The organism is Kribbella catacumbae DSM 19601, assembly GCF_000372465.1.
Classification (GTDB): Bacteria; Actinomycetota; Actinomycetes; order Propionibacteriales; family Kribbellaceae; genus Kribbella; species Kribbella catacumbae.
Map to the genome: position 1 here is coordinate 76365 of NZ_AQUZ01000026.1, position 26229 is coordinate 102593.

Annotated in this window: 27 protein-coding genes; 18 read left to right on the plus strand and 9 right to left on the minus strand. The window is 67.6% G+C overall.

Translation table 11 applies throughout. From position 1 onward, the window contains the following. Positions 1 to 3: 3 nt before the first annotated feature. The 3 genes from A3ES_RS0125235 to A3ES_RS0125245 are packed head-to-tail and all read right to left on the minus strand — an operon-like array spanning position 4 to position 2790. Entirely contained in the window at positions 4 to 1266 is a 1263-nt protein-coding gene (locus tag A3ES_RS0125235; protein WP_020389625.1) for a cytochrome P450, read from the minus strand. Between the two features lie 50 nt (positions 1267 to 1316). Next, entirely contained in the window at positions 1317 to 2090 is a 774-nt protein-coding gene (locus A3ES_RS0125240; RefSeq protein WP_040455443.1) for an IclR family transcriptional regulator, read from the minus strand. 13 nt (positions 2091 to 2103) lie between these two features. Further along, positions 2104 to 2790, minus strand: a complete 687-nt coding sequence (locus A3ES_RS0125245) for an HD domain-containing protein (RefSeq protein WP_157630738.1) — start codon at positions 2788 to 2790, stop codon at positions 2104 to 2106. 247 nt (positions 2791 to 3037) lie between these two features. Here A3ES_RS0125245 and A3ES_RS0125250 point away from each other — a divergent pair, with 247 nt between their 5' ends. Further along, positions 3038 to 3349 (plus strand): hypothetical protein, encoded by a 312-nt coding sequence (locus tag A3ES_RS0125250; RefSeq protein WP_202806585.1) that lies wholly within the window; start codon positions 3038 to 3040, stop codon positions 3347 to 3349. Positions 3350 to 3445: 96 nt separating this feature from the next. On the opposite strand, the gene A3ES_RS51525 is transcribed toward A3ES_RS0125250, so the two are convergent. From A3ES_RS51525 to A3ES_RS48340, 3 genes are all read right to left on the minus strand, one after another. Then, positions 3446 to 6919 carry a S8 family peptidase gene (locus tag A3ES_RS51525; RefSeq protein ID WP_020389629.1) on the minus strand — a complete coding sequence of 1158 codons (3474 nt, stop codon included), beginning with the start codon at positions 6917 to 6919 and terminating at the stop codon, positions 3446 to 3448. Further along, positions 6916 to 7179: a hypothetical protein gene (locus A3ES_RS0125260; RefSeq protein ID WP_157630739.1), complete on the minus strand. Its 264-nt coding sequence runs from the start codon at positions 7177 to 7179 to the stop codon at positions 6916 to 6918. The genes A3ES_RS51525 and A3ES_RS0125260 overlap by 4 nt, the downstream gene beginning before the upstream one ends. A 228-nt stretch (positions 7180 to 7407) precedes the next feature. Next, entirely contained in the window at positions 7408 to 10641 is a 3234-nt protein-coding gene (locus A3ES_RS48340) for an ATP-binding protein (protein WP_169501803.1), read from the minus strand. Positions 10642 to 11267: 626 nt separating this feature from the next. Between A3ES_RS48340 and A3ES_RS0125270 the strand changes: the two genes are divergently transcribed. Together A3ES_RS0125270 and A3ES_RS48345 are read left to right on the plus strand one after the other, a co-directional pair. Continuing rightward, entirely contained in the window at positions 11268 to 11669 is a 402-nt protein-coding gene (locus A3ES_RS0125270; RefSeq protein WP_020389631.1) for a proton-conducting transporter transmembrane domain-containing protein, read from the plus strand. Between the two features lie 567 nt (positions 11670 to 12236). Further along, the gene (locus A3ES_RS48345; RefSeq protein ID WP_020389633.1) at positions 12237 to 12779 is read left to right on the plus strand and encodes a type IV toxin-antitoxin system AbiEi family antitoxin domain-containing protein; all 543 of its coding nucleotides are present in this window, start codon (positions 12237 to 12239) and stop codon (positions 12777 to 12779) included. Between the two features lie 553 nt (positions 12780 to 13332). Here the strand turns inward: A3ES_RS48345 and merB are convergent. After that, a complete protein-coding gene (gene merB, locus A3ES_RS56235) occupies positions 13333 to 13716 on the minus strand; it encodes an organomercurial lyase (RefSeq protein WP_083933679.1) in 384 nt (127 codons plus the stop codon). A 13-nt stretch (positions 13717 to 13729) separates the two neighbouring features. Then, positions 13730 to 15316: a M20/M25/M40 family metallo-hydrolase gene (locus A3ES_RS0125300; protein ID WP_020389637.1), complete on the minus strand. Its 1587-nt coding sequence runs from the start codon at positions 15314 to 15316 to the stop codon at positions 13730 to 13732. Positions 15317 to 15605: 289 nt separating this feature from the next. Here A3ES_RS0125300 and A3ES_RS0125305 point away from each other — a divergent pair, with 289 nt between their 5' ends. After that, entirely contained in the window at positions 15606 to 15818 is a 213-nt protein-coding gene (locus tag A3ES_RS0125305; protein WP_157630740.1) for a hypothetical protein, read from the plus strand. An 89-nt stretch (positions 15819 to 15907) separates the two neighbouring features. Here the strand turns inward: A3ES_RS0125305 and A3ES_RS0125310 are convergent, their stop codons facing one another. Continuing rightward, positions 15908 to 16162 (minus strand): hypothetical protein, encoded by a 255-nt coding sequence (locus A3ES_RS0125310; RefSeq protein WP_202806586.1) that lies wholly within the window; start codon positions 16160 to 16162, stop codon positions 15908 to 15910. Between the two features lie 388 nt (positions 16163 to 16550). Here A3ES_RS0125310 and A3ES_RS55115 point away from each other — a divergent pair, with 388 nt between their 5' ends. From A3ES_RS55115 to A3ES_RS0125380, 14 genes are all read left to right on the plus strand, one after another. Further along, on the plus strand, positions 16551 to 16865 hold the full coding sequence (locus tag A3ES_RS55115; RefSeq protein ID WP_020389640.1) for a hypothetical protein: 315 nt from the start codon (positions 16551 to 16553) through the stop codon (positions 16863 to 16865). A 422-nt stretch (positions 16866 to 17287) separates the two neighbouring features. Beyond that, positions 17288 to 18007 carry a DUF3105 domain-containing protein gene (locus tag A3ES_RS0125320; RefSeq protein ID WP_020389641.1) on the plus strand — a complete coding sequence of 240 codons (720 nt, stop codon included), beginning with the start codon at positions 17288 to 17290 and terminating at the stop codon, positions 18005 to 18007. Between the two features lie 10 nt (positions 18008 to 18017). Beyond that, on the plus strand, positions 18018 to 18545 hold the full coding sequence (locus A3ES_RS51530; protein WP_157630741.1) for a hypothetical protein: 528 nt from the start codon (positions 18018 to 18020) through the stop codon (positions 18543 to 18545). A gap of 58 nt (positions 18546 to 18603) precedes the next feature. Then, entirely contained in the window at positions 18604 to 18756 is a 153-nt protein-coding gene (locus A3ES_RS54275; RefSeq protein WP_020389643.1) for a hypothetical protein, read from the plus strand. Between the two features lie 58 nt (positions 18757 to 18814). After that, complete coding sequence (locus tag A3ES_RS0125335; RefSeq protein WP_020389644.1) at positions 18815 to 19288, plus strand: hypothetical protein; 474 nt, start codon at positions 18815 to 18817, stop codon at positions 19286 to 19288. 86 nt (positions 19289 to 19374) lie between these two features. Next, entirely contained in the window at positions 19375 to 20040 is a 666-nt protein-coding gene (locus A3ES_RS0125340; protein WP_040455445.1) for a DUF305 domain-containing protein, read from the plus strand. Between the two features lie 109 nt (positions 20041 to 20149). Continuing rightward, positions 20150 to 20644: a cupredoxin domain-containing protein gene (locus A3ES_RS0125345; RefSeq protein WP_020389646.1), complete on the plus strand. Its 495-nt coding sequence runs from the start codon at positions 20150 to 20152 to the stop codon at positions 20642 to 20644. After that, a complete protein-coding gene (locus A3ES_RS0125350; protein ID WP_020389647.1) occupies positions 20641 to 21981 on the plus strand; it encodes a hypothetical protein in 1341 nt (446 codons plus the stop codon). Before A3ES_RS0125345 ends, A3ES_RS0125350 begins: the two co-directional genes overlap by 4 nt. Before the next feature lie 43 nt (positions 21982 to 22024). Further along, a complete protein-coding gene (locus A3ES_RS0125355; RefSeq protein WP_020389648.1) occupies positions 22025 to 22699 on the plus strand; it encodes a DsbA family protein in 675 nt (224 codons plus the stop codon). After that, positions 22683 to 23336: a vitamin K epoxide reductase family protein gene (locus A3ES_RS0125360; RefSeq protein ID WP_020389649.1), complete on the plus strand. Its 654-nt coding sequence runs from the start codon at positions 22683 to 22685 to the stop codon at positions 23334 to 23336. Before A3ES_RS0125355 ends, A3ES_RS0125360 begins: the two co-directional genes overlap by 17 nt. Continuing rightward, entirely contained in the window at positions 23333 to 24010 is a 678-nt protein-coding gene (locus A3ES_RS48360; protein WP_020389650.1) for a TlpA family protein disulfide reductase, read from the plus strand. Before A3ES_RS0125360 ends, A3ES_RS48360 begins: the two co-directional genes overlap by 4 nt. Further along, a complete protein-coding gene (locus A3ES_RS0125370) occupies positions 24007 to 24834 on the plus strand; it encodes a cytochrome c biogenesis CcdA family protein (protein ID WP_020389651.1) in 828 nt (275 codons plus the stop codon). The genes A3ES_RS48360 and A3ES_RS0125370 overlap by 4 nt, the downstream gene beginning before the upstream one ends. 153 nt (positions 24835 to 24987) lie before the next feature. Then, positions 24988 to 25314: an ArsR/SmtB family transcription factor gene (locus tag A3ES_RS0125375; RefSeq protein ID WP_020389652.1), complete on the plus strand. Its 327-nt coding sequence runs from the start codon at positions 24988 to 24990 to the stop codon at positions 25312 to 25314. Beyond that, positions 25311 to 26228, plus strand: coding sequence for a cation diffusion facilitator family transporter (locus A3ES_RS0125380; RefSeq protein WP_020389653.1), 918 nt, complete (start codon positions 25311 to 25313; stop codon positions 26226 to 26228). The genes A3ES_RS0125375 and A3ES_RS0125380 overlap by 4 nt, the downstream gene beginning before the upstream one ends. Position 26229: the final 1 nt, after the last annotated feature.

Consider the following 26229-nt stretch of genomic DNA (forward strand, 5'->3'; position numbering starts at 1 on the left):
GGCTCAGCCCTCCCACGTGACGGGAACCGCGACCGGGCCGCGGAACGAGAGGTTGTCGCCGAACTCGATGGCGTCGCCGTCGACGAGCTCGAGACCGGGAGCGCGGCGGGCCACCTCCTCGACGGCGATCTTGGCCTGCAGCTTGGCGAGCAGGTTGCCCAGGCAGTAGTGGATCCCGAACCCGAACGCGAGGTGCTCGCGGGCGTTGGGCCGCTCGATATCGAACGTGTCCGGGTCGTCGAACTTCGCGTCGTCGCGGTTCGCCGAACCCATCACCAGCAGCACGTCCGCACCAGCGGGGACCGAGACGCCACCGATACTCGCGTCCTTGGTGGCCCTGCGTCGCCAGGCCACGATCGACGGGCTGAACCGCAGCACCTCGTCGACCGCACCGGCGATCTTCGTCGGGTCGTCGACGATGTGCCGCCACTGGTCCGGGTGCGCGAGCAGGACGCGCAGCGTGTTGGAAATCAAGGTGGTGGTGGTCTCGTGGCCGGCGAACAACAGGCTGTAGCAGACCGAGGCGATCTCGTGGTCGGTGATCGGGTCGCCGTCGCGCTGAGCCCGCACCAGGTCACCCACCAGACTGTCCGGGTCGGTCTCGTGCGCCTCCGCGACGAGACGCCGGCACTCGGTCCAGTACTCCACCAGGTTGTGCGCGTGCGGCACCTGCTCCTCGTCGGTCAGATCGCCCCACGTCATCGCCGCACGAGAGTCCGACCAACGCTTGTAGGTGTCGACCTGGGACGTGTCCGCACCGATCAGGGTGAGGATCGTGATCGTCGGGACCTGGTACGCGAGCTCCTTGACGAGGTCGCCGCGCCGACCGGGGTTCGCCAGCAGGCCCTCGAGTTGGGCGACGACGTTTGCCCTGATGGCGGGTTCCAATGCCTTGTAGCGCCGGGGGGTGAAGGCCTTGGCGACCACCTTGCGGATCCGGGTGTGGTCGGGCGGGATGCGGGCGGACAACCCGGAGTACGCCGTGAACCCGCCGTCGGCCATGATCCGCGTGGCCTGGGGTCCCCGCTCACGCACCGGGGCCTGCGCGTTCTCGCTGCTGAAGGTCTCCCAGTCGTCGAAGACCGCCTTGACGTCGTCGTACCGGGTGACGACCCAGTAACCGATGCGCTCGTCGTACATGACCGGTTCCTCGGCGCGCAGCTCGGCGTACGACGGGAACGGGTCGGCCTGCGAGAAGGGTTCGAAACCGTGGTGGACCGGGCAACCCCCCAGCCCTGCTGCTTTAGCTTCAGTCGCGTTCGCCATGGCCCCATCTTGCGATCAGGGAGACCTGGCCCACAACGCCCGACTTCCATTCAGCGGAAGTGACTTCCCGGCAGCGGCCAGCGGGCGACGGCAGGCTCGATGCGCCGGGCGATGCCCTGGAGCGCCGGCAGATACCGCTCCATCTGAGCTGCCTGTGTGGAGAGCATCACCAGGCCGATGGCAGCCACCGCATGGCCGGGCTCGCGCTGCACCGGCACCGCGATCGAGCACGACCCCGGGCGCACCTCTTCGTACGTGGTGGCATAGCCCTGCTCGCGAATCGAGTCCAGCTCGAGCAGCAACCGGGCCGGGTTGACGTGGGTGTGCCGGGTCGGTGCCTCGAGGTCGCGTGCGACGTACGCTTCGCGCAGCCAAGGATCCTCGAAGGCGAGCAGGATCTTTCCCACGGCGGTGGCGTGCAAGGGGAGCCGGCCTCCCACCCGAGAAGCCCGGGGCACCCGCTTCGAGCTGTACACCCGGTCGATGTAAAGGGCCTCGTGCCCCTCCCGGATAGCCAGGTGGGAGGTCTCCTGGGTCAGGGAGAACAAATCCTGGAGGTAGGGCCGGGCGGTCTCCCTCAGCTGGCGGCCAGCGTTCTGCGCCACCTCCCAGAGCCGCAGGCCGACGACGTACCTGCCGTTCTCGTCACGCTCCAAGGCTCCCCAGTCGACCAGCTCCCCGACGAGCCGATGGGCCGTCGGCAACGGAACGTCCGCGTGCGCGGCGATCTGGGTGAGCGTCATCGGCGACCCACTCGACTCGAACGCCTCGAGCAGCAGGAGCACCTTCGAGGTGACCGAGCGCCCGCCTTCCCTACCCGCCACCGCGCCGCCGAACCTAGCCGAGCGCCACGCGCTGGGGGCTGGAGTCGACCCACGCGACGGCCGCCAGGGCGCGCGCCATCGTGCGCCCGGCGTCGGTCAGCAGGTGGTGGTGCACCCGGCTGCCGATCAGCCGGTGCGCCTCGTCCCGCGTGAGCCCGAACCAGCCCATCACCGTGTCGATGCCGTGCGGTGTCAGCCGCCAGAGCTTGTCGGCGTCCTTCACCAGCGCGTCGTCGAGCGAGATCGCCTCCCGCCTCGTGTCGTGCCCGTCGATGATCGCCAGGATCGCCTCGACCCGGCTGGGCTCGACCCCGAGCTCCTGCAGAATGCCCCGTGCCAGCCGCGCACCCTCCTTCTCGTGAAGGACGATGAGATCCCGGCGGTCGCCGCCGGGTGCGATCGCATCGAGGATCTCGCCCTCCGGCGCCTGAGACCAGCCGATGTCGTGGAGGAGGATCGCCGGCAGCACGACCTCGGGGTGGGCCTCCGGGTGCAGGTCGGCAAGCGCCTGGGCGATGCCGTAGGAGTAGATCGTGTGGACGTCGTTGCTGCGGACCTTCAGGTAGCCCACGGCTCGGTCCCAGATCGCCTGCTGCTCCGAGCCGAGGTCGCCCGCGCCGAGCACGGATTCCCAGCCCGGGACGAGTCCTGTCACGTCATACCCGTAGTCGTTCCGCGTCGGCGTCAAGAGAGGTAGCACCACTCCATTGCAGCGCCGAACGCGAGAATTGGCAATCCATAACTTCCGCTGAACGGAAGTCGGCGTCGCCCCCGCCCAAGCCAACGCGGTCACGCTCGTGATGACCAAGCCACGATGGAGTCAGCGCCGTCCCGCTGCTAAAATCGACGCGCCAGGGCGCCAGCCCGCACCAGGCTCCCGCGCCCGGACGAACCCATTCGTCTCCGGAAAGAGGGATCCCATGCAGGTCGACAGGAACCTCAAGGGTATGGATGACCTTGACTTCACGGGCTGGAACAACGCCGACTGGAACGGCGTCTTCGCCCACCACCACACCGAGGACGTGCTGGTGGACTGGAAGGGTCAGGAACCGACTCACGGGATCCAGGAGCACATCGACGCCATGAAGGCCTACGTCGATTCGGTGGGCGGCACGCCGCCGCGGATCACGTCCCACCCCATCGGGTTCGGGTCCGGCGAGTGGACATGTGTCATCGGCGAGTTCGAGGACGGCAGCCGCATGGTCACGGTGGCCAAATGGCGCGACGGCGCGATCGCCGAAGAGTACATCTGGGCCTGACTGGGGCTCAAATCGCAACCGCGTGCTGGGGAGGCGACCGCGGCAGGCTTGCTGCGGTCGCCTCCCCTTCACGGTGGCGGTTGGAACCGTGCCGGATCAGCCGACGGGAAACGCCCTGAGGAGAGTCTGCTGGACGCTGTTCCCGGCCTTGTCAACGGCCGCGAACCGCAGGCCGACCCAGTCGCCGGTGTCCAGCGAGCGCCCAGGGACGGTGAACCGGTAGTCTCCCGTGCCGTCGCGCTTGGACTGCGCCTCGGCCGGCTGCCAGGTCTGGCCTCCGTCGGTGGTGTACCACGCCGAGGCCGAGCTGAACCGGCGGTCGTGCTGGTCCAGGGCGGCACTCGTGGCCTGTACCTGGATCGTCGTGTCGCGCTGGGCACGAGCCCTGTTCGACAGGTCGAGGTCCTTGCCGCTCCACCGCAGGCTTGCCAACGGCAGCGAGAGCGGCTCGGCTTCGGTGGCCGCGACCGGCTCGGTGACCCAGACCGTGGAGATCTGGCCGCCGATCGGGAAGATGTCCTTTCCGTCGTACGAGCGCTCCAGTCGGTAGTTGGCCGTCGAGGGGTCGACGGTGGCTGTCAACGTCGAGCCGCCGGTTCTCACCAGCTTGTCGTTGCGGTAGAGGGCGCTGCCTCCGCTGCCACGCTGCGGGTTGGTGAATTCGGCATATCGTCCGATGTGTCCGTCGCTGTCGACCGAGTCATCGAAGGTCACGGCCATGGTGGCCCCGTTCGAACCGGCACGCAGGGTCCCGGTGGCCCCGCCGCCGAGGGGTCCGCCCCAGTAACTCTCCTCGTAGCGTTGGCCGTTCAGGTACTCGCGAAAGACGAACCGTAGATTCATCGACAGCGAGCCGTTCGGAACGGTCATGTTGCGGAACAGGCTCCGGCCCCAGATAACGCCATCCGCGGTGGCGTACCGAACGGTTTTCAGCGGCGTCTGCACGAACGACGGAGTCGCGACATTCAGTCCGAGGTAGGCCTCACCGATTGCGGTGCTGGCGTCCTGACTCAGGTGCGGCGTTCCAGGCGCGTAGTAGTTGTGCTCGATCCTTGCGAGGTTCCGTTCCTCGTGACGGCTGACCTGATGCACAGGAACCGGCGGCACCGAGTCGCCGGAGTACACCAGGTCGTAGAGCGTGGTCGCATCGCCCAGGCGGTTGTCGCTGCCCTTGTTGGCCAGCACCCAGTGCTCGTCCAGCCGCAGTGTGCCTTCGGGGGTGGCTGCCGTGCTGGGGGAGATACGTAGCTGGCCACGCACGATCGGGCCATACGCTCCACCGGCAAGGATGCCGTGGGAGGTGATCGTCTTGGCGTCCTCGTTGACCCGGGTCAGCCTGACCAGGGCCATCTCCTCGCGCGTCGAGTTCCGCACCTGGGCACCCACCGGCACCGCGGTTGCGGCGTCGAGGGTCACCGCGGCGGCGTCGGACGGCACCTCAGTGGTGAGCAGGCTGGCGATCGGCGAGCCATCGGGGGCCCATTCCTGGATCGTCGCGCCCACCGCGAGGGGGCCGGGCAACACCTGCAGCCGCAGGGTTCCGGAGCCGCCGACGGTGCCGGAGGCGTACGACCCGTCTTCGTGGTTCAGCACCGTGACGAACGCACCCACCGCAGGCTTGCCGTCGTTCCGGATCGGTGTGACGGTGAGCCAACGCACGCGGGTGGCGGTCACGGGCAGACGGAGTGCGGTGCCGCGGTCGGGAGTGATCGTGACCGCGCCGGTGAAGGCGGCGGCGCGGCTGACCTTCGACGCGTCGGCGGTCACGGTTGCGGTGGCCGTTTCGCCCGGCGCGATGTCAAGCGTGGCCGGGCTGACGGTGATCACGCCGGCCGGATCTGACGGGTTGTTCGACGCAGTCTCCAGGTTCGCCGAGATCGGGCTCGTCCCGGTATTGGTGAAGCTGATCTGGCGGTCCACCAGGCTATCTGCCTCGGTGAGCGCGTACCCGAGCTTGCCAACCGACGGCACCAGCTCGGCACCCAGCGCCGCAGGGGCGTTCGCCTGACCGGCTCCTACCGCGAAGATGTCGCCCTTGGCGCTTGCGGCGGTGCCCATCAGGACCGCCTTGAGCCGCTCCCCGGTCCAGTCCGGGTGACGCTGCGCCAGCAGCGCCGCGACACCAGCCACATGGGGGGCCGCCATCGACGTGCCGCTGAAGGTCGCGTAGTACGGGTCGGCCGGCGTACCCGGCATCGCCGAGGACCGCGGTGCAGCGATCGCGACACCTGGGGCTGCGATCTCCGGCTTGAGGGCGCTGTCGCCCACTCGTGGGCCGCGACTGGAGAACCCGGCGACGGTGCCCGCGGAGTCCACGGCCGCCACCGACAGGGCCGCGTCGGCCGTCGAGGGGGCACTGACTGTGTTCGCCCCAGGACCGGAGTTGCCGGCGGAGACGACGAAGAGGGTCCCGTGCTCTTCGCTGAGCTGGTTGAGCGCCCGGCTCGCCGGGTCGGTGCCGTCGGTCGGTCCGGACCCGAGCGACATGTTGACGATGTCCGCTCCGTTCTCGACTGCCCACTCCATGCCCTCGATGGCCGCGGACATGTCGCCCCGGCCGTCGTCGCCGAGCACCTTGCCGATCAGCAGGTCCGCGTCGAATGCCACGCCGCGACGAGCGCCTGGCGCCTTTGCGCCGGTGCCGGCGATCGTGCCGGCAACATGGGTGCCGTGGCCGACCTTGTCCATCAGCGTTGGCGACGGGGTGAAGTTGGCGCTCCCCACCACCTGACCGAGCAGGTCGGGGTGCTGGGTGTCGATTCCGGTGTCCAGAACGGCGACCTTGACGCCTTGACCAGTGACGCCGGAGTCCCAGGAGGCAGGCGCGCCGACCTGGGTCAGGTTGACGTCCCAGTCCGCCGCGGTCATGGTGCGGTCGAGCCAGATCCGGCTGACCCCCGCGAGTTCGCCGGCTCGCGCGTCTAGCTGGCGATGCGGCGGGACGGACCCGCGGGCCTCGGCGGCGCGGACAGCGGACGCTGGGACGGCCATGGCTGTGGCGTCGGTGATCTCGTCGCCGAGCGAGTCGGTCGCGTTCTTCGCGATGTCGACCGCGTGCGCCCCGAGCACCTTGAGGGCCGGGCCCTGCACCAGGCCCTCCACGCCCCGGACTCGCTGTGCGTCGATGCGTTGCACGATGAGCGGCAGACTCGCGCTGTGGGAGTCGTCCAGCCGTTCTGCCACCAGACGCGTGACATTGAAGAGCTCACGGTCCAGCACCGACTCCGCCCCCACCAGGTCGGCGACGTCGGACGGGACGATGTACGTCGCGCCGCCCTCGGTGGAGATGCTGAACGTGATGCCGGTGCGTTCCGCGCCGGGAGCCGGCGTGACCGTGTACGCCGGCGGGCCCTTGACCGCCGATTGGACGGTCACCCGGTCGCCGGTGATCAGAGTGACGACTGCGCTCTTCGGCGTACTCTGCGCTCCGGCCGCAGCCGACGATCGTACGAAGGCGGTGTCGGCAGCGGAACCGCTGCTGTCCGCCAACGCAGCCGGGGCCGCGGGAAGTGTCAACGCGAGTGCCGCCGCGGACAGCGCCGACAAGGCGACGCGTGGGATGGTTTTCACAGTTCCTCCGATGAGGTGCGGGTGCAGTGCAGGCGAAAGCCGCGGGCGCCGTTCTGCTCGGGCATCGACTCGATGCGGATCTGTCGGCTGGCGCACCAGTCAGGCAGTGCCCGGAGCACGTCCGGATCCGCGCTGATGATCTCGATCTCACCGCTCCCGGCGATCTCGTTGACGCGGCGGTCCAGGAGCGGTTCAACCCGCGACCACGGCTCGGCGCCGGCCTCCACCATCACCATCGGTGGATGCGGTCGGTGTTTCATCAGGTGTCTCCTCACGACGGCAGCGGCATTCGTCGGGGACGTTAGGCGGCGCCCGTTACCGAGGTGTGACCACAACGTTCCCTGCCGGTCGGGCCACCCGAGGCTGTGCCGCCACCGCGTGCTGCTCGGCCAGGACATCACCCATCGCTCTCGCCATTCGCAAGGACTCAGCCAGCTGTCGCTGCGCGTCGTGCCGATCGCCGGTCTTCGCCAGTGCCAACGCAAGGATCAGCCGAGCCTCGGTTTCGCGCGGCCGGTCTTCAGCGGCGCGAGCCGCCGACAGCGCGGTTCGGGCGACCTCGCGGGCGGCCGCGGCCTCACCGTCGCCAGAAGGGCGCTCGCGCGGACCGCGGGAACCGTCGAGGGTGCCTCCTGCTCGAGTCCCGGTGGATCGGACAGCCGGGCGAGGGCGACCCGGGGGTGTCCGCGCTGCACGTCGAGCCTGGCTAACAGGATCCGGGCCGCCGCCGCAGCAGGGGTGTTGCCCTGTCCCGCCGCGACCTCCTCAGCCTCGGTGAGTAGGCGCTCGGCCAGGTCGGGCCGCTCGAGGGATCCGGTCCACAGCTCGACCTCGCCGAGACAGAGCAACGCGTAGGGCAGACACCAGGCGGCGTCGTACGCTCGCGCGGTCGCCAGGGCTGAGCGAGCGGTCCGCCGAGCACTCTCGGAGTCGCCGAGGGTCAGCTGCAACATCCCGAGGTTCGCGCGCTCGAAGGAGAGCCCAGCCGGGTCGCCGAGATGCTCCGCAACCGCGTGTGAGCGGCGGGCAAAGACCATGGCATCTGCGAGTCGTCCCGCGAGCATGGCGATCTCACGGAGGGTCGACAGGGCCTTGGTCTGCAACGCCAGGTCGCCCGACTGCTCGCCGGCGTCGAGTGCCCGCTCTGCTGCCAGCCGCGCGTCCGCGTGCCGGTGACCAAGCAGCAGGCAAGCTGCGCGCACCTGCTCAGCCTGACCGACCACACCGACACGCGCGGCCTCATCGATTCCCGCCGCAGCCGCGATCGCCTTGTCGGCCGCGCCAAGACCCTCGTCGTACTGGCCGAGCGCGAAACGCAGCACGGCTCGGGCTAGGTACCCGTCGGCCGCGAGCACCGACACCGGAGCGTCGGCCAGTTCGACCTCCGCGTCCAGCAGGTCGATGCCCTCCTGGGGATGCCCCTCGCGACCGAGCACCTCCGCGAGCACGATGGCAGCGCGGCCACGATCAGGATGGTCGACGTGCACCTGGTCGAGAACCTGCCGGAGCAGCCGGTCGGCAGCGGCATACCTCGTTCTGCGGATGAGCACCTGCGCCCAGGCGATGCGCGGCGTCACCGTCTGCTCGAAACCGACCCCATCGGCGTCGAGCCGGGACACAAGCGCGGCGTAGTACCGATCGGCACTGTCATCCGCGTGCAGAGCGGCCGCCCGCTCCGCGGCGCGGCGCAGCCAGAGCGCAGCCGCGGGGTCACCGGCACGGTCCAGGTGGTGCGCCAATGCATCCACCGCCTCCGGACGGTGCTGTCGCACGGCGCCCGCCAAGGCCTGATGGAGTCGACGCCGCCGGGAGCTCCCGAGCTGGTCGTACACGGCCAACCCGATGACTGGGTGCCGGAACGTGAGGCCGGGAACGCGGCGGCCGGCCAGCACGACGTCGCACTCCTCGACGTCATGGCTCGCCACGAGATCATCGATCTCGTCGCTCAGCGCGGGCTCCCTCAGCCCTGGATTCAGTCCGTCTGCCGCGACATCGGCCACCTCCACCGTCGAGATGGCGCCGCCCGCCGCGGCGAGCACCCCGAGCAGGCCCTGAGCGGGGGGCGATGCCAGGGCGAGTCGGGCGGCGACCAGCTCACGGACCGTCTCAGGTGGGGCGATCTCGTGTTCGCGCAGGTCCGGGCTCTGCTGCTGGAGCGATCGGACGATCTCCACAGCGAACAAGGGGTTTCCACGCGACAACTCATAGACGTTCGTGAGTGTCTCTTGCTTGAACGGGCGCGGGCCACCATGAGAGCGGTATGCCTCGGTTCGCGCGATGTCCAAGACCACTCGGTCACAGTCGGCGCGGGGCAGCCGCATCAGCTCGACCCGGCGTGACCTGCCTTGCCGGGTGAGGGCAGCCAGCAGAGTACGCCACTCCGGCACACCGGTGGTGGCAACGTCGTCCTCGCGGTAGGTCGCGACGAACTGCACCCGTGCGTCGTGGGCCGTGCGGACAAGATGGTGCAACAGCCGCAGGGTCCCGAGGTCCGCGAAATGCAGGTCGTCGAGGACAACGAGCATCGGGAAAGGCCCGGCGATGTCGATCAGCAGCGAGCGAAAAGCGCGGAAGAGCCTCGCCCGCTCCTCGTCAGTGGCCGGAGAGACAGCAGGTGCCGCGCCAGAGCCCGGCAACAGGTCAGCGAGCTCGGGATGGCTGGCGACCGCGGCGGCGCGCTCCCCGGGATCTCGGCCGGCAAACCAGCTCGCAAGGGCATCTGCGAAAGGCCCGTACGGGAGCGGCCCCTCGGCTTCATAGGCGGCGCCCCACAAGATAACGGACCCCCCGGCCGCGACCTTGCGTGCAGCCTCGGCGACCAGACGCGTCTTGCCGATGCCGATCTCTCCGCTCACGAGCGTCAGCAGCCCCGACGACTCCGCCCCGAGGTCGGCATCCTCGCCGGGCAGACCCTCCAGGAGATCGGCGAGTGCCCGATCCCGACCGCGCAGCGGGGTGTCAGGGGCACGGCGGATCGAGACGGGCAGGGCCGGACTCGGTGCCGGGCCACCGGCGACCAGGCCAGAGACACCACTGCGGCCCTCCCCCAGCAGCGTTCGGTACAGCTCGTCCGTCTCAGCGGCCGGCGTCGTCCCGAGCTCCTCGCTCAGGACCGTGCGCAGGCGCCGGTAGCGCTCGGCGGCACGTCGCGGTTGCCCCGCCGCTGCGTACGCGCCGATCAGGGCGCGGCTCAGCTCCTCGTCGCTCTCGTCTCCGGCGAGCAGCCGTTCCAGCGGTATGGTCGCGGCGCCGGGCTGGCCGGACGCCATCTGCACCTCGGCAAGCTTCAGTCCGAGCTGGCGGCGTAACCGGGCCAGCTCGCGACGGTGTGGCTCGACCCACTCGGTGTACCGATCCTCGGGTAGCAGTTCTGCCGTCAGGGCTTCCGACACCCGTGACAACCCGTCGGCGTCCTCGGCATCGAGGGCGGCCGCGGCCTCCCGCTCCACGCACTCGACGTCGACCTCGACCGTGTCCGGGCTCAGCAGGAGCAGGTCACCGTCACCGAGCAGGTACGACGACGGGGCCCGCGGACGCCGCTCCGGCTCCAGGGCATGCCGTACCGCGTGCAGCGCGACGCGCAAGCTGCTGCGGGCCGCCTCGGGGTCAACGTCCGGCCAGCAGATGTGCATGACCTCGTCCCGGGTCATCCGGTGCCCACGGGCGAGCGCGAGCAGCTTGACGATGGTGCGCGCACTCGGACGACGCCACTTGTCAGACACCGCTCCTGGGTGCTCTCGAACGACCGAGAAGCCGCCGAGGAGCCGGATGGTGAGTATCGGTGCGGCGACCTCCGCTGGAGCTCGGTTGAGTCGTTGCTCGCTGGGCATGGTAGGCAGAATTCTAGTGCCGCGGGGGACGTTGCTGCTGTGCGCCTGGATGGCGGAGTGCTTCGTCCTGATCGTGCCGGACTGGCCGTCGACCGGCAGGTCCGCGACGCAGTCGCGGCCGCACGGCCGGGGTGTTCGCGTATGCGGGCACGCGCCTGAAGGAAGCGGCCCGTTCCTGAGCCCGGAGATAGTGACTTCTCGCAGGTGATCGGATTGTCGGCAGACAGCGCCGGATGCCGCCAACGCATCGGCACGGGCTGGCTGGATATGCGTCGCCGGTACACGCTTTCGCCGAGCAGGATCCATCCCGCCGGCATTCACGTCCAGGGACTTCGCTCGCCGAGACAGAACCACCGATCGGCGCCCGACCCGTCCGCCTGGCCACGAGGCCCGCATCGGGCTCGACGAGTTCCTCGGATTCGAGCGCAGCAAGCTGGTCGTCGATCGCCTGTCCGCTTTGTTCCTGGTGGTCTGTTTCGGGGTCGCCGTTCCGGTCTCACTCGGTTGCGCCGCGTGGCGTGGAGCTGGATGCGGGAACCGGGGCTCGCGCGCGGATCCCGGCGTACGGGTTGACGCTGGCCCCGGTTGCGGCCATCCTCGCGGCGGACAATGTGTTCAGCTTCCTGCTTGCCTGGGAAGGACTGACGATCGGGTTCTACCTTCTCACCGCCCACGGCGGCCGCACCGAGGCCGCGATCGTCACGGTCATGTTCGGCAAGATCAGCGGAGCGGCGCTGCTCATCGGCATGCTGCTCCTTGCAGCCAAGGCCGACAGCTTCGCGCTGCTGGCTTTCGCCTCACTGCCGTCGAGCGGCACCCGTGATGCGGCGTACGCGTTGCTCGTGCTCGGCTTCGCGACCGATCGGAGCGGAGCAACGGCGAGCATGTCACCGGAGACCAGCCCCAGTGAGGACCAGTAATGCGATCGCTGACCGTAGCCTAGACCGTAGCCACTCGGATTTGCCGCGAATCACGAAGGCCCTCTGACCGGTGTTGCACCTGGTCAGAGGGCCTTCTTTGGTAGCGGGGGCAGGATTTGAACCTGCGACCTCTGGGGGATCTAGGGTGAAATCCGCTGCCTGCGGTGGACCACGTTTCGCCTGGTCACAGGCAGTTTTCATGCTCAGCGGTTCACCCGCTCGTGGCCGAAATTCCCGCTCTAGACCGTAGCCTTAGCCGTGGATTCGAACTCAACTCCGGCGGTGCAGTCAAATGCGCTTCTTCGAAGCAGGAGCACGCAACCGGTTGAACGACGCTGACATACATCCCGGGCCGGCACTGACGAAGTCCGACCTGGGCCAGCACTCATAACGGACGTCGGCGCGGAAGTCGCTTTCGTGCTCGAATGACAAGCAAGGGCCCGGGGCGTCACGACAGAGTTGGGACAGCGATCCACGAGTATCAAATCGCACCCACCAGGATCCTCAGAGGGTGCGATTCGATACATGTCCTCTGTGGAGCCGGCTCGTGCGCGTTAACGGCTGACGATGCTTCCATTCACTTTCACCACGGCGCAGGCGCGCAGCGTTGGCCTGCCATCGCGAGATCTGGCCACGCTGGTCAGCGAAGGGGCAGCACTTGAACTTTCGCGCGGTGTCTACCGGCGGTCCGACGCCCCCGAGACTGCACACCTCGATCTGCTGGCCGTACACACACGAGCACCCCACGCAGTCGTCTGCGGCGAGTCCGCACTCGCACTTTACGATCTGATCGACGACATACCAGCCGCCGTACACATCGCCGTCCCACGTGGCACCCGCCGTCCGGCGATCTCCTACCCACCCATCTTCGTCGCGCAGTACGCGGCCAAGACCTTCGACCTCAACATCGTGCAGTACGAGGCGGCACCAGGCGAGTTCGTGCCGATCTACGACGCAGCCCGGCGCGTGGTCGACGCCATGCGCCACCGCAACCGCATCGGCCACACACTGGCCCTGGCGGCGCTCGGCCGCTATCTGCGGACCAGTGGGCCGGACGGGGTCGGGAATCTCACCCCGCTAGGTCTACTCTCCGCCAACCATGGCCAGTAGCAGCCGAAGTTCTCGACCCGACTTGGCTGGTTCAGTGAAGCACTAGTTCGTGGAGCTTGAATTGGTCCCGGATCAGCGCGGCGAGGTGATGGGCATCCGACGCGGTAGCCCGCGGCGTGGCTGCTTGTTTGGTCGCTGGCGTGCCTGCCGGCTGGGCATGCTCAGTTCCTTCCTGGTTTGCGGTGTGGGGGTCGAGTACGCCGTAGCGGACGAGGTCGAGCGGAAGCGCCGCTAGGTCCAGAATCGTCGCCAGACTGAGCGCTTCTGATCCGCGAGCGCATCGATGACTTCTTGTTGTGTCTGGGCAGTCTCGGTGGCACCGAGAGCGCGGCCGATGTCTTGCCATGAGGCGCCTGCCGCGCGGGCGCCGCGGATTGCTTCGCCGATTGCCTTGTCGACGGCGGTCGATGCTCGACAGCACTCGCGCAGGGTCTCCAGCGGTACTGGCTGCCGACGGTCGTGGAGTCGGAGCCGGAGTCGCTCGCCATGCCCCGAGAGGCGTAGGCGTGTTGCTCGTGTCAACACGATGACCAACCTCCTTGGTGGGATTCCCTCACGCTAGGCCCCGCTGGGCAGCCAACGGAACAGTCGTGAGAGCCAGGATCGGCCCGAACAAGCTGGCGCCGAGCTGTTCGGCTTCGGCCTGGTCGAGCAACTGGCCCGGAACCTGGGGGTGCGCCGCCATCCACGACATGGCGGCAGCGTGGTCGGCGAACAAGTTGCGGTAGTCGCAGCAGCAGTCGGCTGACGGGCCGTCGCCGGCGTCGGCGCCGATGAACACCACAGCTGCTGCGGGTTCCCAGTGGGGGTGGCCGCTGGTGGTGGTGACGGTGATCGAGCAGCAACCTCGATCTCCTATCGGTTGTGAGAACGAGTCCGCGTTCCTGTGGTGTCGGGTGAGGGGGCCGTATTCCGGTCCGGTTGGCCCCCTCGCGATCGGGGTGGATTGGCTAGCGCTGTAGGTGTGTTCCCTTGAACAGGCTGGTGGATTCGCTGGACGACCGTGCGGTGCCGCTGACCGCGGAGGTGGTCATCGCGAATGTCAGCGTGGCGTGGGCGGCAGCGTCGGCCATCTCTTCGAGGGCTTCCATGTTGAGGTTGCCTTCGAGGTCGTAGGCAGCGGCCAACTGCGCGTAGAGCGCGGCGTCGGCACCGTCGGCGACCGGGGTCATGCTGTCGCAGGCCTGGTGGTAGCACGGGTCGTAGGCCGCGCCGGCGACACCGCCGTAGACGGCGGCCTGGGCTGGGGTCTTGATGCCTTCGGCCCCGGTGAACAGCCCGCCGGCGGGGATGCCGACGCTGATGAATGCGTCGTAGTCCGAACGCCCGTCGAACGCCGTTGGCGCAGACGCCAGGCCCTCCGAAGCGAAGTGCTGGGTGAAGACCTGCTCGATGCGCGCCGACCCGGTTGGGCCTTTGATCCCGAATGCCGACCCGTCACCGTCGTAGACGAACCGTACGTAGTTCGGCGAACCGACCATGTCGAAGTTCAGGTAGAGAGCGATGTCCTTGCGCTCCCGCTGGGTCAACGAGTCGACGTAGAACTGCGACCCGATCAGCCCGGACTCCTCCGCTCCCCAGAACGTGAACCGCACACGGTTGGTCGGCTGCACATCGAGGGCTGCCATCTGCAACGCGATCTCGAGGACCGTCGCGGAGCCGGAGCCGTTGTCGTTGATGCCGGGCCCTTCCAGCACCGAGTCCAGGTGCGCGCCCGCTACCACTGTGCGGTCGGTGCGCCCCGAGGTGGTGTCGGCGATGATGTTCTCGGTGTCCTTCAGCTGGACCTCCGCCGACACCGCGAGCCGCGCGGTCACCGGCCCGGACTGCAGCAGCGTGTAGAACTCCTGACCGACCGCGAAGCTTGTCCCGACCGCCGGAATCGCAGCCTGGGGCGGGCCCAACGTTCCGGACAAGACGTCGGTACGTCCCGGCTGACCCTCATTGAAGATGATGACGCCGACCGCGCCGGCGGCCGCGGCGTTGTCCACCTTCTCGCGGAAGGTGCAGGTGCCGCGCTGGATCAGTGCGATATTGCCCGCGGGGAAGCCGGCGAAGTCGGCGGCCTCGCAACCGCTGGTCGACGATGGCGTCGCCGCCGGCGGGATGGTGATGTCGACCGCGGTCACCGCCGCGGTGACGTCCCCGGCGCCGGAGTACTCCATGGTGAGGAAGTCCTCGCCCGGGGTGTAGGCCGGCTGGTCGGGGCTGGTGATGTCCAGGACCGGATCCGCGGTCTCGATGAACAGCTCGTAGGCGAACGTCTGACGCCTGACCAGGTACCCGGCGTCGGCGAGAGCGTCGGCGACGTAGTCGGCCGACGCGTCGTAGCCGGGGGTGCCGCTGGCGCGGGTGTCCCCGTTGGCGTCGGCGATGTCCTGGAAGACCTGGGCGTGTTTGAGGGCACCTTCGGCGCTGACAGCGTTCCGCAGCCCCGAGGTGTCGGTGGGCACCGCGGCGCTAGCGGCTCCGCCGACGGTGGCCAATGCGGTGGCGACCGCCACCGCGAGCGTGGTGATTCGATGAGATTTGCGCATCTTCAGAACTCCCCTCCCGCAACACGGTTCGGCCCCCCACAGCCGCGACCAGGTCACCTCGTGGATGACTGCGCATCAACGGATGACCGATGCAATCACCGTAGTGCCGCCCCTCGCTGGCGCATAGACCACTGAGCAGGGTGGTATTAAACGATCGGCAGATCCGGCACCGCGACACCGCTAGCGATGCACGCCGCGCATCGCCGCAATTACGCTAGGTGTGCGGCTTGTTAGATCGCCGATCATTGGTGGAGGCGACATGGCAGCCTGCTCGAGAAGGGAGGCGGCCATGAGCCCGATGCTTGCCGGGCTCGTCGCGCAGCACATTGCAGGGCTCCCGATCGAGGAACTCCTTCTCGCCGGTGTCGCAGCTGCCCTACCGATGTTGGCGCTGCTGGCCTGGCAGATGAAGGAGCTGATCAGCAGAATTCGCCGGGCTATCCGTCGCTGGGGCGGGAGGTTCCAGGACCAGCCCCGATCCGATGCGGCACCGCCGCACTGAGCGCCGCGATACCCCAGCAAGCCACGGTCAATAGCCGCGAGTGGAACCCACTCCGTGGTTCCTGTCGGGGGTCATTCTTGGTCGTGCGCTTATCCCTCGTCGCTCGTTGTCTTCGACGAGTTCGCCTCCCATGCCTCTCGGCCTTCGTGGAATCGCGAAGACGGCGATGACGAACCGGCGGCCGGGTCGAGCCAGGCTGCGCCGGTAAGGCTGAAGAGGGCTAGGCCGGCCAGAGTGGAGATGGACAGCAACACGCAGATCTTGGTCTCGGCGGCATCGGCCAGGATCAGCTTCTCGCCGCCGAGTTGTTCGCCGACGCGGCGCTTTGCCCGGGCCAGTGACACCTGCGGCAGCAAAGTGCGGAGGCGGTAAGTCAGCTGCCCGCCGCGCTGGCAGCGCCGAGCTGAGCAGTCGGGTGCAGATGGGGTTGATGTCCGTAAGTCGGGTCGGCGTGGCTGCGGACTGCTGCGGCGCTGACACTGCATCGTGGATACCTTGACCCGGCAAGGGGTATGCCGCCGGTGTTGGGGATGTCCTTGATCGCTGCGTGTTCCGTGCTCCGAATTCAAGAAGCCGTACTCTTTGAGCGTGATCTACGTCCGGCGAGCTCCAGCGCGGCAGTCCCTCGCGCGGCTCGTTGGTGCGCTTCTCACAGCGGCGGTGGTGGTGCTGGGCCCGCATTGCGCGGAAGCCCAAGCAGTTTCTCTTGCGTCCCCTCGGGCTGGAAACTCTATGGCGAGCATCCAGCCGAGTGGCGAGCAGGCGGACGTGGTGACGTCGGCCAAACAGGTGGCTGCACCCGAATGGGTGACCATTTCCGTCAGCAACGTGCCAGTCGGCGATCACGACGACGACAGCGACCATGGCCTGTTGCTCGTCTGCGTTTCGTTCGTGATCGCCACTGTCCTCACGACCGTGGCTGTTTTGCGGGTGCGGTTCGTGCGGATACCCCGCTCAGCGACAGAGCCGCGCCCAGTTTTGGCCGCGCCACTGCCGAGTCATCTGCCTGGACTGGATCCAGGTCTCCTCAGCGTCTCCCGCATATAGGGCCTACGCGGCTCTCACGCCAGGATCTACGCCTGCTGTGAGGGCTTCGACGAGTTCAAGCTCGCCCTATCCCTGCTCGACTCCGGAGAGCGCCATGCATTCCACGCTTCTTGCTGCGCGGTGATGGCCTTGGCCATCAGCGTTCACATTCTGAAGATCAACGTATACCACGAGGAACTCACCACCCGAGTTGACGCCGCGCTTCGCGACGTCCCGGGCGTTCTGAGCAGCCGCACCGGCTCCGAGGGACGGACGGTGGTAGAGATCGACCTGACCTACACCACCGTGTCTGAGGTTGTCGCCGCCCTCACGGCGGCTGGTTACCCCGCCACACCTCTTACTGACAACGCCCCACTAAGCACGCCGTTCAGCGCACACACCCCAAGGCATTGCGCTGAACGGCGATCACCCCGGAAGGCATCATGAGCAAATCCAAAAGCAGCCGCGACCGGCGGCAACTCATTGAGCAGATGCAGCGCAGCCAGGCACAGGCCGACCGTCGCCGGACCATCATGGTCGTGGTGGCCTCCGTGGTCGTCGGACTGGCGATCATCGCGTATCCGGCGATCCGCATCATCCAGGAGAGCCGGGCAAAAGACGCCTCGGCCGCTGACCTTGGCGTCGCGGCGCAGGCGGCATCCTGCGATCCGGTGATCGAGGACAAGACGGCAGGCAACCTCGATCACAAACCCGACGGTACGCCGCTGAAGTTTGCTGTGTCGCCACCGTCGTCAGGCCCGCACTACCAGGTCCCGGCACCGTTCCAGAGAAAGTTCTACACCGCTGAGGACCGGCCGAATATGGGGAACCTCGTACACAACCTGGAGCACGGCTACACCATCTTGTGGTACCGCGAATCGGTGGCCGGCGACAAGGCGAAGATCGACACGATCGAGCGGATCGCCAAGACCTACAGCGCGTCCGATCTGACCGGAAAGTTCGTCGCCGCGCCCTACAAGGCTGACGACGGCGGACCGGCCTGGCCAGAAGGGAAGAACTTCGCGCTGTCGCATTGGGGTGGTGGGGAACCAGCCACCCAGAAGGGTTATCGGCAGTTCTGCGGCGATATCAGCGGTGCGGCGGTCAAGGACTTCACTGACCGGTATCCCGCCAGCGACTCTCCCGAACCGAACGCCGGATGAGGATCGACGCGTGCTTCGGTTGATCTCACATGAAAACCCCTGGTCAATGCATACCTTCACCTTGAGGTGCGCCCTTGCCGCGGTCGCGCTGTTGGCGCTGAACGCGTGTGGCGGCCCGAACGACGTTGCAACCGAACGTCCGAAGAGCCCGGCAGCGGCATCGACGAACGGTCCTGCCACCACGCCGGCGGCCACCGCCCCGCCCCGTGCAGCCACCGGCCCTGGCAGAACGAAGGCCGCTCCGACGCACAAGGCCGATGATCTGACCGAGGTAGGGCTCTGGGTACGCATTGCAGGCGGCACTGTTGAGCCCAACGCGCTGCCTGTGTACGCAACCGTCGGGCAGCAAGTCAGGCTCGAGGGCATCAGTGACGCGAACGAGTCCTTACATCTCCACGGCTACGACAAGACCGTCGAGATGAAGCCAGGCATCCCAGCCGACCTCGTTTTCACCGCTGATACGAAAGGCACGTTCGAGATCGAGACCCACACCAATCGCAAGCTGGTCGCCAAACTTGTGGTGACCGATGCGCACTGACAGGCCCGTGCCTCCTCCGAAGCCGCCGCGTGATACCTCGGGCGACGGCTGGCGGGTCATGTCTTACTTGATCGGCGGGATTCTCGTCTACGGCGGTCTCGGATTCGGACTCGATCGCTTGCTCGGCAGCGAATTCCTGCTGCCGACGGGCATCATCCTGGGCGCCGGGCTCACCATCCTGATGCTGATCTTCCGGTACGGACGGACATGATGCCGGCGTCCGGAAGACCCGACCGAGCAGGATGTGACGGCCCGCTATCCTGTTGCTGATGAACACGTCACGGCGGATCGGCCGGTCGAGGCTTGCGCGCTGGACCGGCCGGTCGAGGCTAATTCGCTCCCTGGTGATCCTGGGCGCTCTCCTTGGCGTGTTCGCGCTCCACAGCTTGAGCGCTGATCATGACCCGCTGCCGGCTCCCGCGTCCGTGGTCTCGTCGGCGTCGTTGACGCAGGCGTTCCCCCTGTACGTCGATCCGCACAAGGTGATCGAGAGACTGGAACAGGCCACGATGCTGGCACCGAGCGTGCTGGCACCGGGCACCACGGACCATCGCCACCAGTTGTTGCCCTGCCTGGCGTTCCTGTCCGGTTCTCTGCTGCTGCTGTTGTCGGCTTGGGCTGGCCTCCGCCGCCAACGTTTCGGCGATCAGCCACAGACCACCGCTCGGCCAACCAGCCGTCGATTGCATCGATCGGCAATGGCTGCTCCTCAGCTGGCACAGCTGTGCGTGCTGCGAACGTGATCAGCGCCTGACGCTCCAGTTCTCGCCGCTCCGGCTGTGCCGGTCGCGGTGTCGCATCGGCTGAGGCTTCGAGAGGGACTGTCCTCATGATCCGCGCTGATGGCCGCATGCCACTGTCCAAGGCCACCCACGCGGTGACCGTGGCAGCCGTACTGCTGCTGTCTGGCTGTACCGGCGAGGCCGCAACACCGGCGCCGTCTCCAGTACCGGCGACGGCGAGGTCAGCCAGCCCGGCTATCCCGCAGCCATCGGTCTCGCCTAGCGCTCCGCCGGGAGCGCACACTGCCCGCGACATCGCGTTCGTCACCCAGTTGCTGCAGCACCATCAGCAGATGGTGATGCTCGTGGAATTGGCCTCTAGGCGTTCAGGCAGCGCCGAGATACGCCAGCAGGCGGCGGCGATTCTCAGCGGGCGCAAGGAGCAGTCGCTGGCGATGGCGAAGTGGTTGCGCGGCTGGGACCAACCGGTGCCCGGTCGGGCGCAGTGGGATGAAGGCGACCCGCACAACCGGCCAGGAATGATTCCGGCACCGCAGCTGGCGAATCTGGCCGAGGTGAGCGCGACCCTGTTCGACCGCCAGTGGCTGTCGACGGTGATCACGCACCACCGAGGCGTCCTCGCTCTCGCAAGCGACGAACAGAGAACTGGCCGCAACCCGTCGGTGAAGGCGCTAGCCGCGACAGTGAGCACCACGCATGCGCGTGAACTCACAACGCTGAAGTTGGCTTTGGCGAAGCTGACCGGGTCCTGACCCAGCCGTCCTTCAGAAATGTCGTCCTCCGCGATGGTGCGTGGAGCATCACCGCTTGGTGTAGCCCCGCATCCTGCTACCAGTTTGTGAATGTCCGAAGGGAAAGTCCGTGAGAAACCTCCCCAGAACCGGTGGTCTTGCTGTCACCGTCCTCGCCGCGGTCGGCACGCTGGCCTTGAGCGGGTGCGGCAGCGACGACACACCGGCCGGCGGCGACGCCACGTCCACGCCCGTCACCTCCAACACCCCTAGTGCCACGCCGACGGCCGTCCCGTCCACCCCGACGGCTCCACCATCGCCGCCGTCGAAGCCGGCCTCGAGTACCCCGGCGAGTACGGCCGACGTGACGGTGGACGTCTCGATCGCCGGCGGGAAGATTTCGGCCGGCGGAAAGACCGTGATCAAGGCCAACAGCGGCCAGACCGTCCGCATCAATGGCGTCAGCGATGTCGCCGAATCGCTGCACGTACACGGCTATGACAAGACCGTTGAGCTGAAGCCGGGCAAGCCGGCGTCCCTGGAATTCAAGACCGATGCCAAGGGCACCTTCGAGGTCGAGAGCCATGAGAGCGGCAAGCTCGTGTTCAAGCTGCAGGTGTCGTGACCGCCCAGAGCATCCCGGCCGTGCTTCCGCTGCATGGGATCGGCGGCCGCCAGGACCTACCGGTACCGCTGGAATTCGCGGTCACCGGCGCGGCGGTGGCGATCGCGTTGTCGTTCGTCATCCTGGGCCTGGCGTGGCGCTCACCGAAGTACCGCGGTGCCGCCTCGGGCAGGACGCTGCCTCCGCCTGTGACCGCGGCGCTGGATTCTGCGTGGCTACGGTGGACGGTGCGGCTGTTCGGATTGGCGGTGTTCTTCTATACAGGGATGGCGCTACTGGCCGGGGCTGACCGGCTGACGAACCCGATCTTCGGGTTCGTCTACATCTTGGTCTGGGTCGGTCTGGTGCCGTTGTCGCTGCTGCTCGGCCCGGTGTGGCGGACACTGAACCCACTACGCACGCTGCACCTGCTTGCCTGCCGCGTGTTGCGGCACAACCCGGACGTAGGACTACTGCAACTGTCTCCGCGCGTCGGGTTGTGGCCGGCAGCGGCAGGGATCTTCGCGTTCGCCTGGCTGGAACTGGTCGCCCCGGACCGGGCGACGCTCACGGTGTTGCAGGCGTGGCTATCGTTGTATGTGGTGTTCGGCCTGTTCGGTGCGTTGCTGTTCGGTCAGCGGTGGTTCGCCGCCGCGGACCCGTTCGAGGCCTACGCGACCTTGATGGCCAAGCTGTCACCGTGGGGCCGCCGCAGCGACGGTGCGATCGTCGTCCGGCGACCGTTGGAAAACCTCGACAGCCTCACCCCGAGGCCTGGGCTGGTCGGTCTGGTCGCGGCGCTGCTCGGGTCGACGGCCTACGACGGATTCTCCCGATCGAGCTACTGGATCACCTGGGCACAGAACACCGGGTACTCCGAGGCGTTGCTCGGCACACTCGCGCTGGCAGCTTTCGTGCTGTTCGTACTGATCACGTACTCGGCCGCGACCGTGCTGGCCGGGCGACTGTCGGACAGCTCCCGTACCGCGCTACCTGGCCTGTTCGCGCACTCGGTGGTGCCGATCGTGCTCGGTTACGTCATCGCGCACTACTTCACCCTGCTGGTACTAGAAGGGCAGCGCACGTTGATCTTGCTGAGCGATCCGCTCAGCAACGGCTGGAACGTTTTCGGCACCGGCCTGCTCGGAGTGAACGCCGGCATCACCAACCACTCCACGGCCGTGTCGACGGTGCAGGTCGGCGCCGTGGTCGCCGGTCACCTGCTGGGCGTGGTGTCTGCACACGACCGGGCCGTTGCCCTGTTCCCCCGCGGGCGAGCACTCGTCGGGCAGATCCCACTGCTAGTGGTCATGGTCGCCTACACCGTCGGAGGTCTCCTGCTGCTGTTCTCCGCCTGACCTGCTTACCAAAACCAGAACCGATCAGTTACGAGGTAGATAGATGAAGCTCAACACCAATGCCCGGATCTCCATCGGGATCGCGGCAGCCTTCGCCCTCGTGGTCGCGATCCTGCTGGCAGTCAATGCCGCAGGCAACGATCCCGACCCGGCCCCGGCGGCCGGAGCATCAGCCGATGTCGACCGGCATGAACGTCTGGTGCGGCCCGACAGCCACAAACTCAACGTCGCACCCGACGGCAAGGCCACCTTCGTCGAGTTCCTCGACTTCGAATGCGAGTCCTGCCGCGCCGCGTTCCCCGCGATCGAACAACTGCGCAAGGACTACGCCGGCAAGGTCACCTTCGTCGTGCGGTACTTCCCGATCCCGTCGCACTTCAACGCCGAACGCGCCGCCCGCGCCGTCGAGGCCGCCTCCCAGCAGGGCAAATTCGAGCAGATGTACCAGAAGATGTACGAAACCCAGACCGAGTGGGGCGAGAAGAAGGTCCCCGCCGACGACCGGTTCCGTGGCTTCGCCAAAGACCTGGGTCTGAACCTCGCCGCCTGGGACAAGGCCTACAACGACCCCGCGACCCTGGAGCGCATCAAGCGAGACGTCGCCGACGGTGAAGCGCTCGGCGTGAGCGGAACCCCGACGTTCTTCCTCAACGGCCAGAAGATCCAGCCCGAGTCGCTGCAAGACCTGACGGCGAGCATCGATGCCGCCCTCAAGTAAGTCCCCAACCCAGACGGAACGATCCAGCGCCCAGCCCTCAGCCGCGGCTGGGCCGTTCCCGCGGCTGCTGCCTTGGCTGCTGCTGATCGGCGGCGCCATCGGCCTGCTCGCGGCGGCGGTGCTGACGGTGGAGAAGATCGCCATCCTGCGCGATCCGGCCTACGTCCCGTCCTGCAGCATCAACCCGGTGCTGTCGTGCGGGTCGGTGATGACCAAACCCCAGGCCGAGGCGTTCGGGTTCCCTAACCCGCTGCTCGGCATCGCCGGGTTTGCCATCGTCGCCACCATCGGCGCGGCCCTGCTGGCCGGCGCCGGGTTCCACCGCTGGTTCTGGCTCGGCCTGCAGGCCGGCGCCCTCTTCGGTGTCGTGTTCGTGCACTGGCTGATCTTCCAGAGCCTGTACCGGATCCAGGCGCTGTGTCCCTACTGCATGGCCGTGTGGGCGGTGACCATCCCGATCTTCTGGTACGTCACCTTGCACAACCTCAACCGGCCAGACCTGCACCTGCCGCGGATCGCCCAGCGCGGCGCGGCTGCGGCAACCCCCTACCACGCAATCGTCCTCACGGCCTGGGCCGTGCTCATCCTGACCTTGATCACGGAGCAATTCTGGTCCTACTGGAGAACGCTGCCATGACCCAACCTGCCACTCCCTCATTCGAAACCGGCCGTCCACCGGGAGTCCCACGCCGTCGACGGCTGATCGTCGCCGCGGCCACAGTCACGGCGATCGTCCTGATCGGGCTGTGGGCCGGCGGCGTCTTCGAGACCTCCCCGGAGTCGCGTGCCGGGCAGCAGACCGGCGACAACCCCACCGGCCTGACGCGATACCCACCCGGTGAACGGCCCGCGCCGCCGGTCGTTCGCGGCGAAACCCTCACCGGCAGCCAACTCGATCTGACCGAGCTGAGCGGAAAGATCGTCGTCATCAACGTCTGGGGATCGTGGTGCAACCCCTGCCGCGCCGAAACCCCCGAGCTCGTCAAAGCCGCCACCGAGACCAGCGGGCAGGGTGTCGCCTTCGTCGGTATCGACACCCGCGACAACCTCGCCGCTGCCCGCGCGTTCGTCAAGGCGTTCAAGATGCCGTATCCGAGCATCATCGACCGGGATGGGCAGGTCTTGCTCGGGTTCAACGGCATCGTGCCGTTCAGTGCGGTGCCCAGCACCGTCGTGGTCGACCGCTCTGGCGCGATCGCCGCCCGCGTCATCGGCCGGATCGACTACACCACCCTGACCGGGCTCATCGCTGACCTCCAAGCCGAAACAGCCGCCACATCTCTCGGTACCAAGCCGAGCGGGCAACGATGATCGCTGCGGCCAGTCCCGGCGACCTCATCATCTCCGGTCCGCTGCTGCTGGCCCTCCCGATAGCAGCGGCCGCCGGGCTGGTGTCGTTCCTCAGCCCTTGCTGCCTGCCGTTGCTGCCCGGCTACCTCGCCTACGTCACGGGCAGCGCTGGCGCCGACGCCGCCACCAACTCCCCCGCTTCACCGGCCGAGCCCGCCACCATCACAACCCGCACCGTGGAGGCGACCCAGGCCCCCGCCAAGGGACGCACCGTGGCAGGTACCGTCTTGTTCGTCCTCGGTTTCGCCGCGGTCTTCACCAGCTACGGAGCCGCTTTCGGTGCTGCCGGTACAACTCTGCTGACCCACCAGGACACCGTCATCCGGATCCTCGGCGCCGTCACCATCGTGCTCGGGCTGATCTTCGCCGGCACACTGTCCCGGATCCCGTTCACCGGCTGGACCCTGCGCCCCCGCTACCGGCCCAGGGCTGGCCTCGCCGGTGCACCCCTGCTCGGAGTGCTGTTCGGCATCGGCTGGACACCGTGCATCGGGCCGACCCTGGCCGCCGTACTCACCTTGTCGGTCAGCACCGGCGGCGCCCAGCGCGGCGCCCTGCTGTCGTTCGCCTACAGCCTCGGCCTCGGCATTCCCTTCATTCTGGCCGCGCTCGGCATCCAGCACGCCTTCCGCGCCTATGCAGCCGCCCGTCGGCACGCCCAGACCGTCATGCGCCTTGGGGGCGTACTGCTGATCGCCGTCGGACTTCTCCAGGTGACCGGCATCTGGGGTCAGCTGATCGCCCGGCTCCAAGTCCTGATCGCCAACTGGCAACCACCGCTATGACCCACCCGATCCAAACGCCGGCTCGACAAGGCTGGCCTCAGGCCCTACGGTAGACATATGAACAGTTCTTCAGATGTGCATAAGATTGCGGCTTTTGATAGTTGCAATCTCCGGCTGGTCGACCCGGACCGGGTCGCAGCGGTCAATGCGCGCATGCCATCCGAAGACGACGTCGTCGACACCGCGGACGTGTTCGGGCTCCTCGGCGACCCTCGTCGATTGAAGCTCCTGGTTGCGCTGCTCGACGGCGAACTGTGTGTCTGCGACCTCGCCGCGGTCACCGGCATGACGGAGTCGGCCACCTCGCACGCCTTGCGGCTGCTGCGCGCTCACCGGGTCGTGTCGGTACGGCGCGACGGGCGGATGGCCTACTACCGCCTCGACGACGCCCACGTCCGCATGCTCGTCGATCTCGCGGTGGCCCACACCGAACACACCGACGCCATCCACCCCGAACACCACACGGAGACAGCCCGATGAGCGCAGGCCACGGACACGGGCATGCGACTGCCACCGGCCAGCACCGCGGCATCCTCGCCGGCACACTCGCGATCTCACTGACCATCGCGGCCGTCCAGATCTTCGGCGCCGTCATCACCGGCAGCCTCGCACTACTCGCCGATGCAGGCCATGTCCTGGCTGACTCCGGCGGCGTCGCCATGGCACTCGGCGCCACCCTGCTCGCGGCCCGGCCAGCCGCCGGACGCCGCACCTTCGGCTGGGCCCGGGCCGAGATCCTCGCGGCCGCGATCAACGGCCTGATCCTGACGGGCATGGGCGGCTACATCCTGATTCAGGGCATCCGCCGCCTGATCGAGCCTGGCGAGATCGAAGCCGGCGGCATGGCGATCTTCGGCGCCATCGGCCTGATCGGCAATCTGATCGGCGTCGCGCTGCTCTACCGCGCCCGGACCGCCAGCCTCAACATGCGCGGCGCCTTCCTGGAAGTCGCCACCGACTCCGCCACCTCGGTAGGCGTCCTGGTCGCCGCATTGGTGATCGCGCTGACCGGGTTCACCCGCGCCGACGCCATCGTGTCCCTGCTCATCGGTGCGATCATCATTCCCCGCGCCCTCAAACTGCTCCGCGAGGCCGCCAACATCCTGCTCGAGGCCGCACCAGATGACGTCGACCTGGACAATATCCGTGAACACATCCTCGAACTCGATCACATCCAAGACGTCCACGACCTGCACGTCTACACCGTCACCTCCGGCCTGCCAGTCCTCACCGCACATGTCGTCGTCGACCCCGACTGCTTCCACGACGGCCACGCACCCCAGCTCCTCGACAAGCTGCAAACCTGCCTAGCCGGCCACTTCGACGTCGAACACTCCACCTTCCAACTCGAACCCGTCGGCCACACCGACCATGAACACCCCACCCACACCTGAG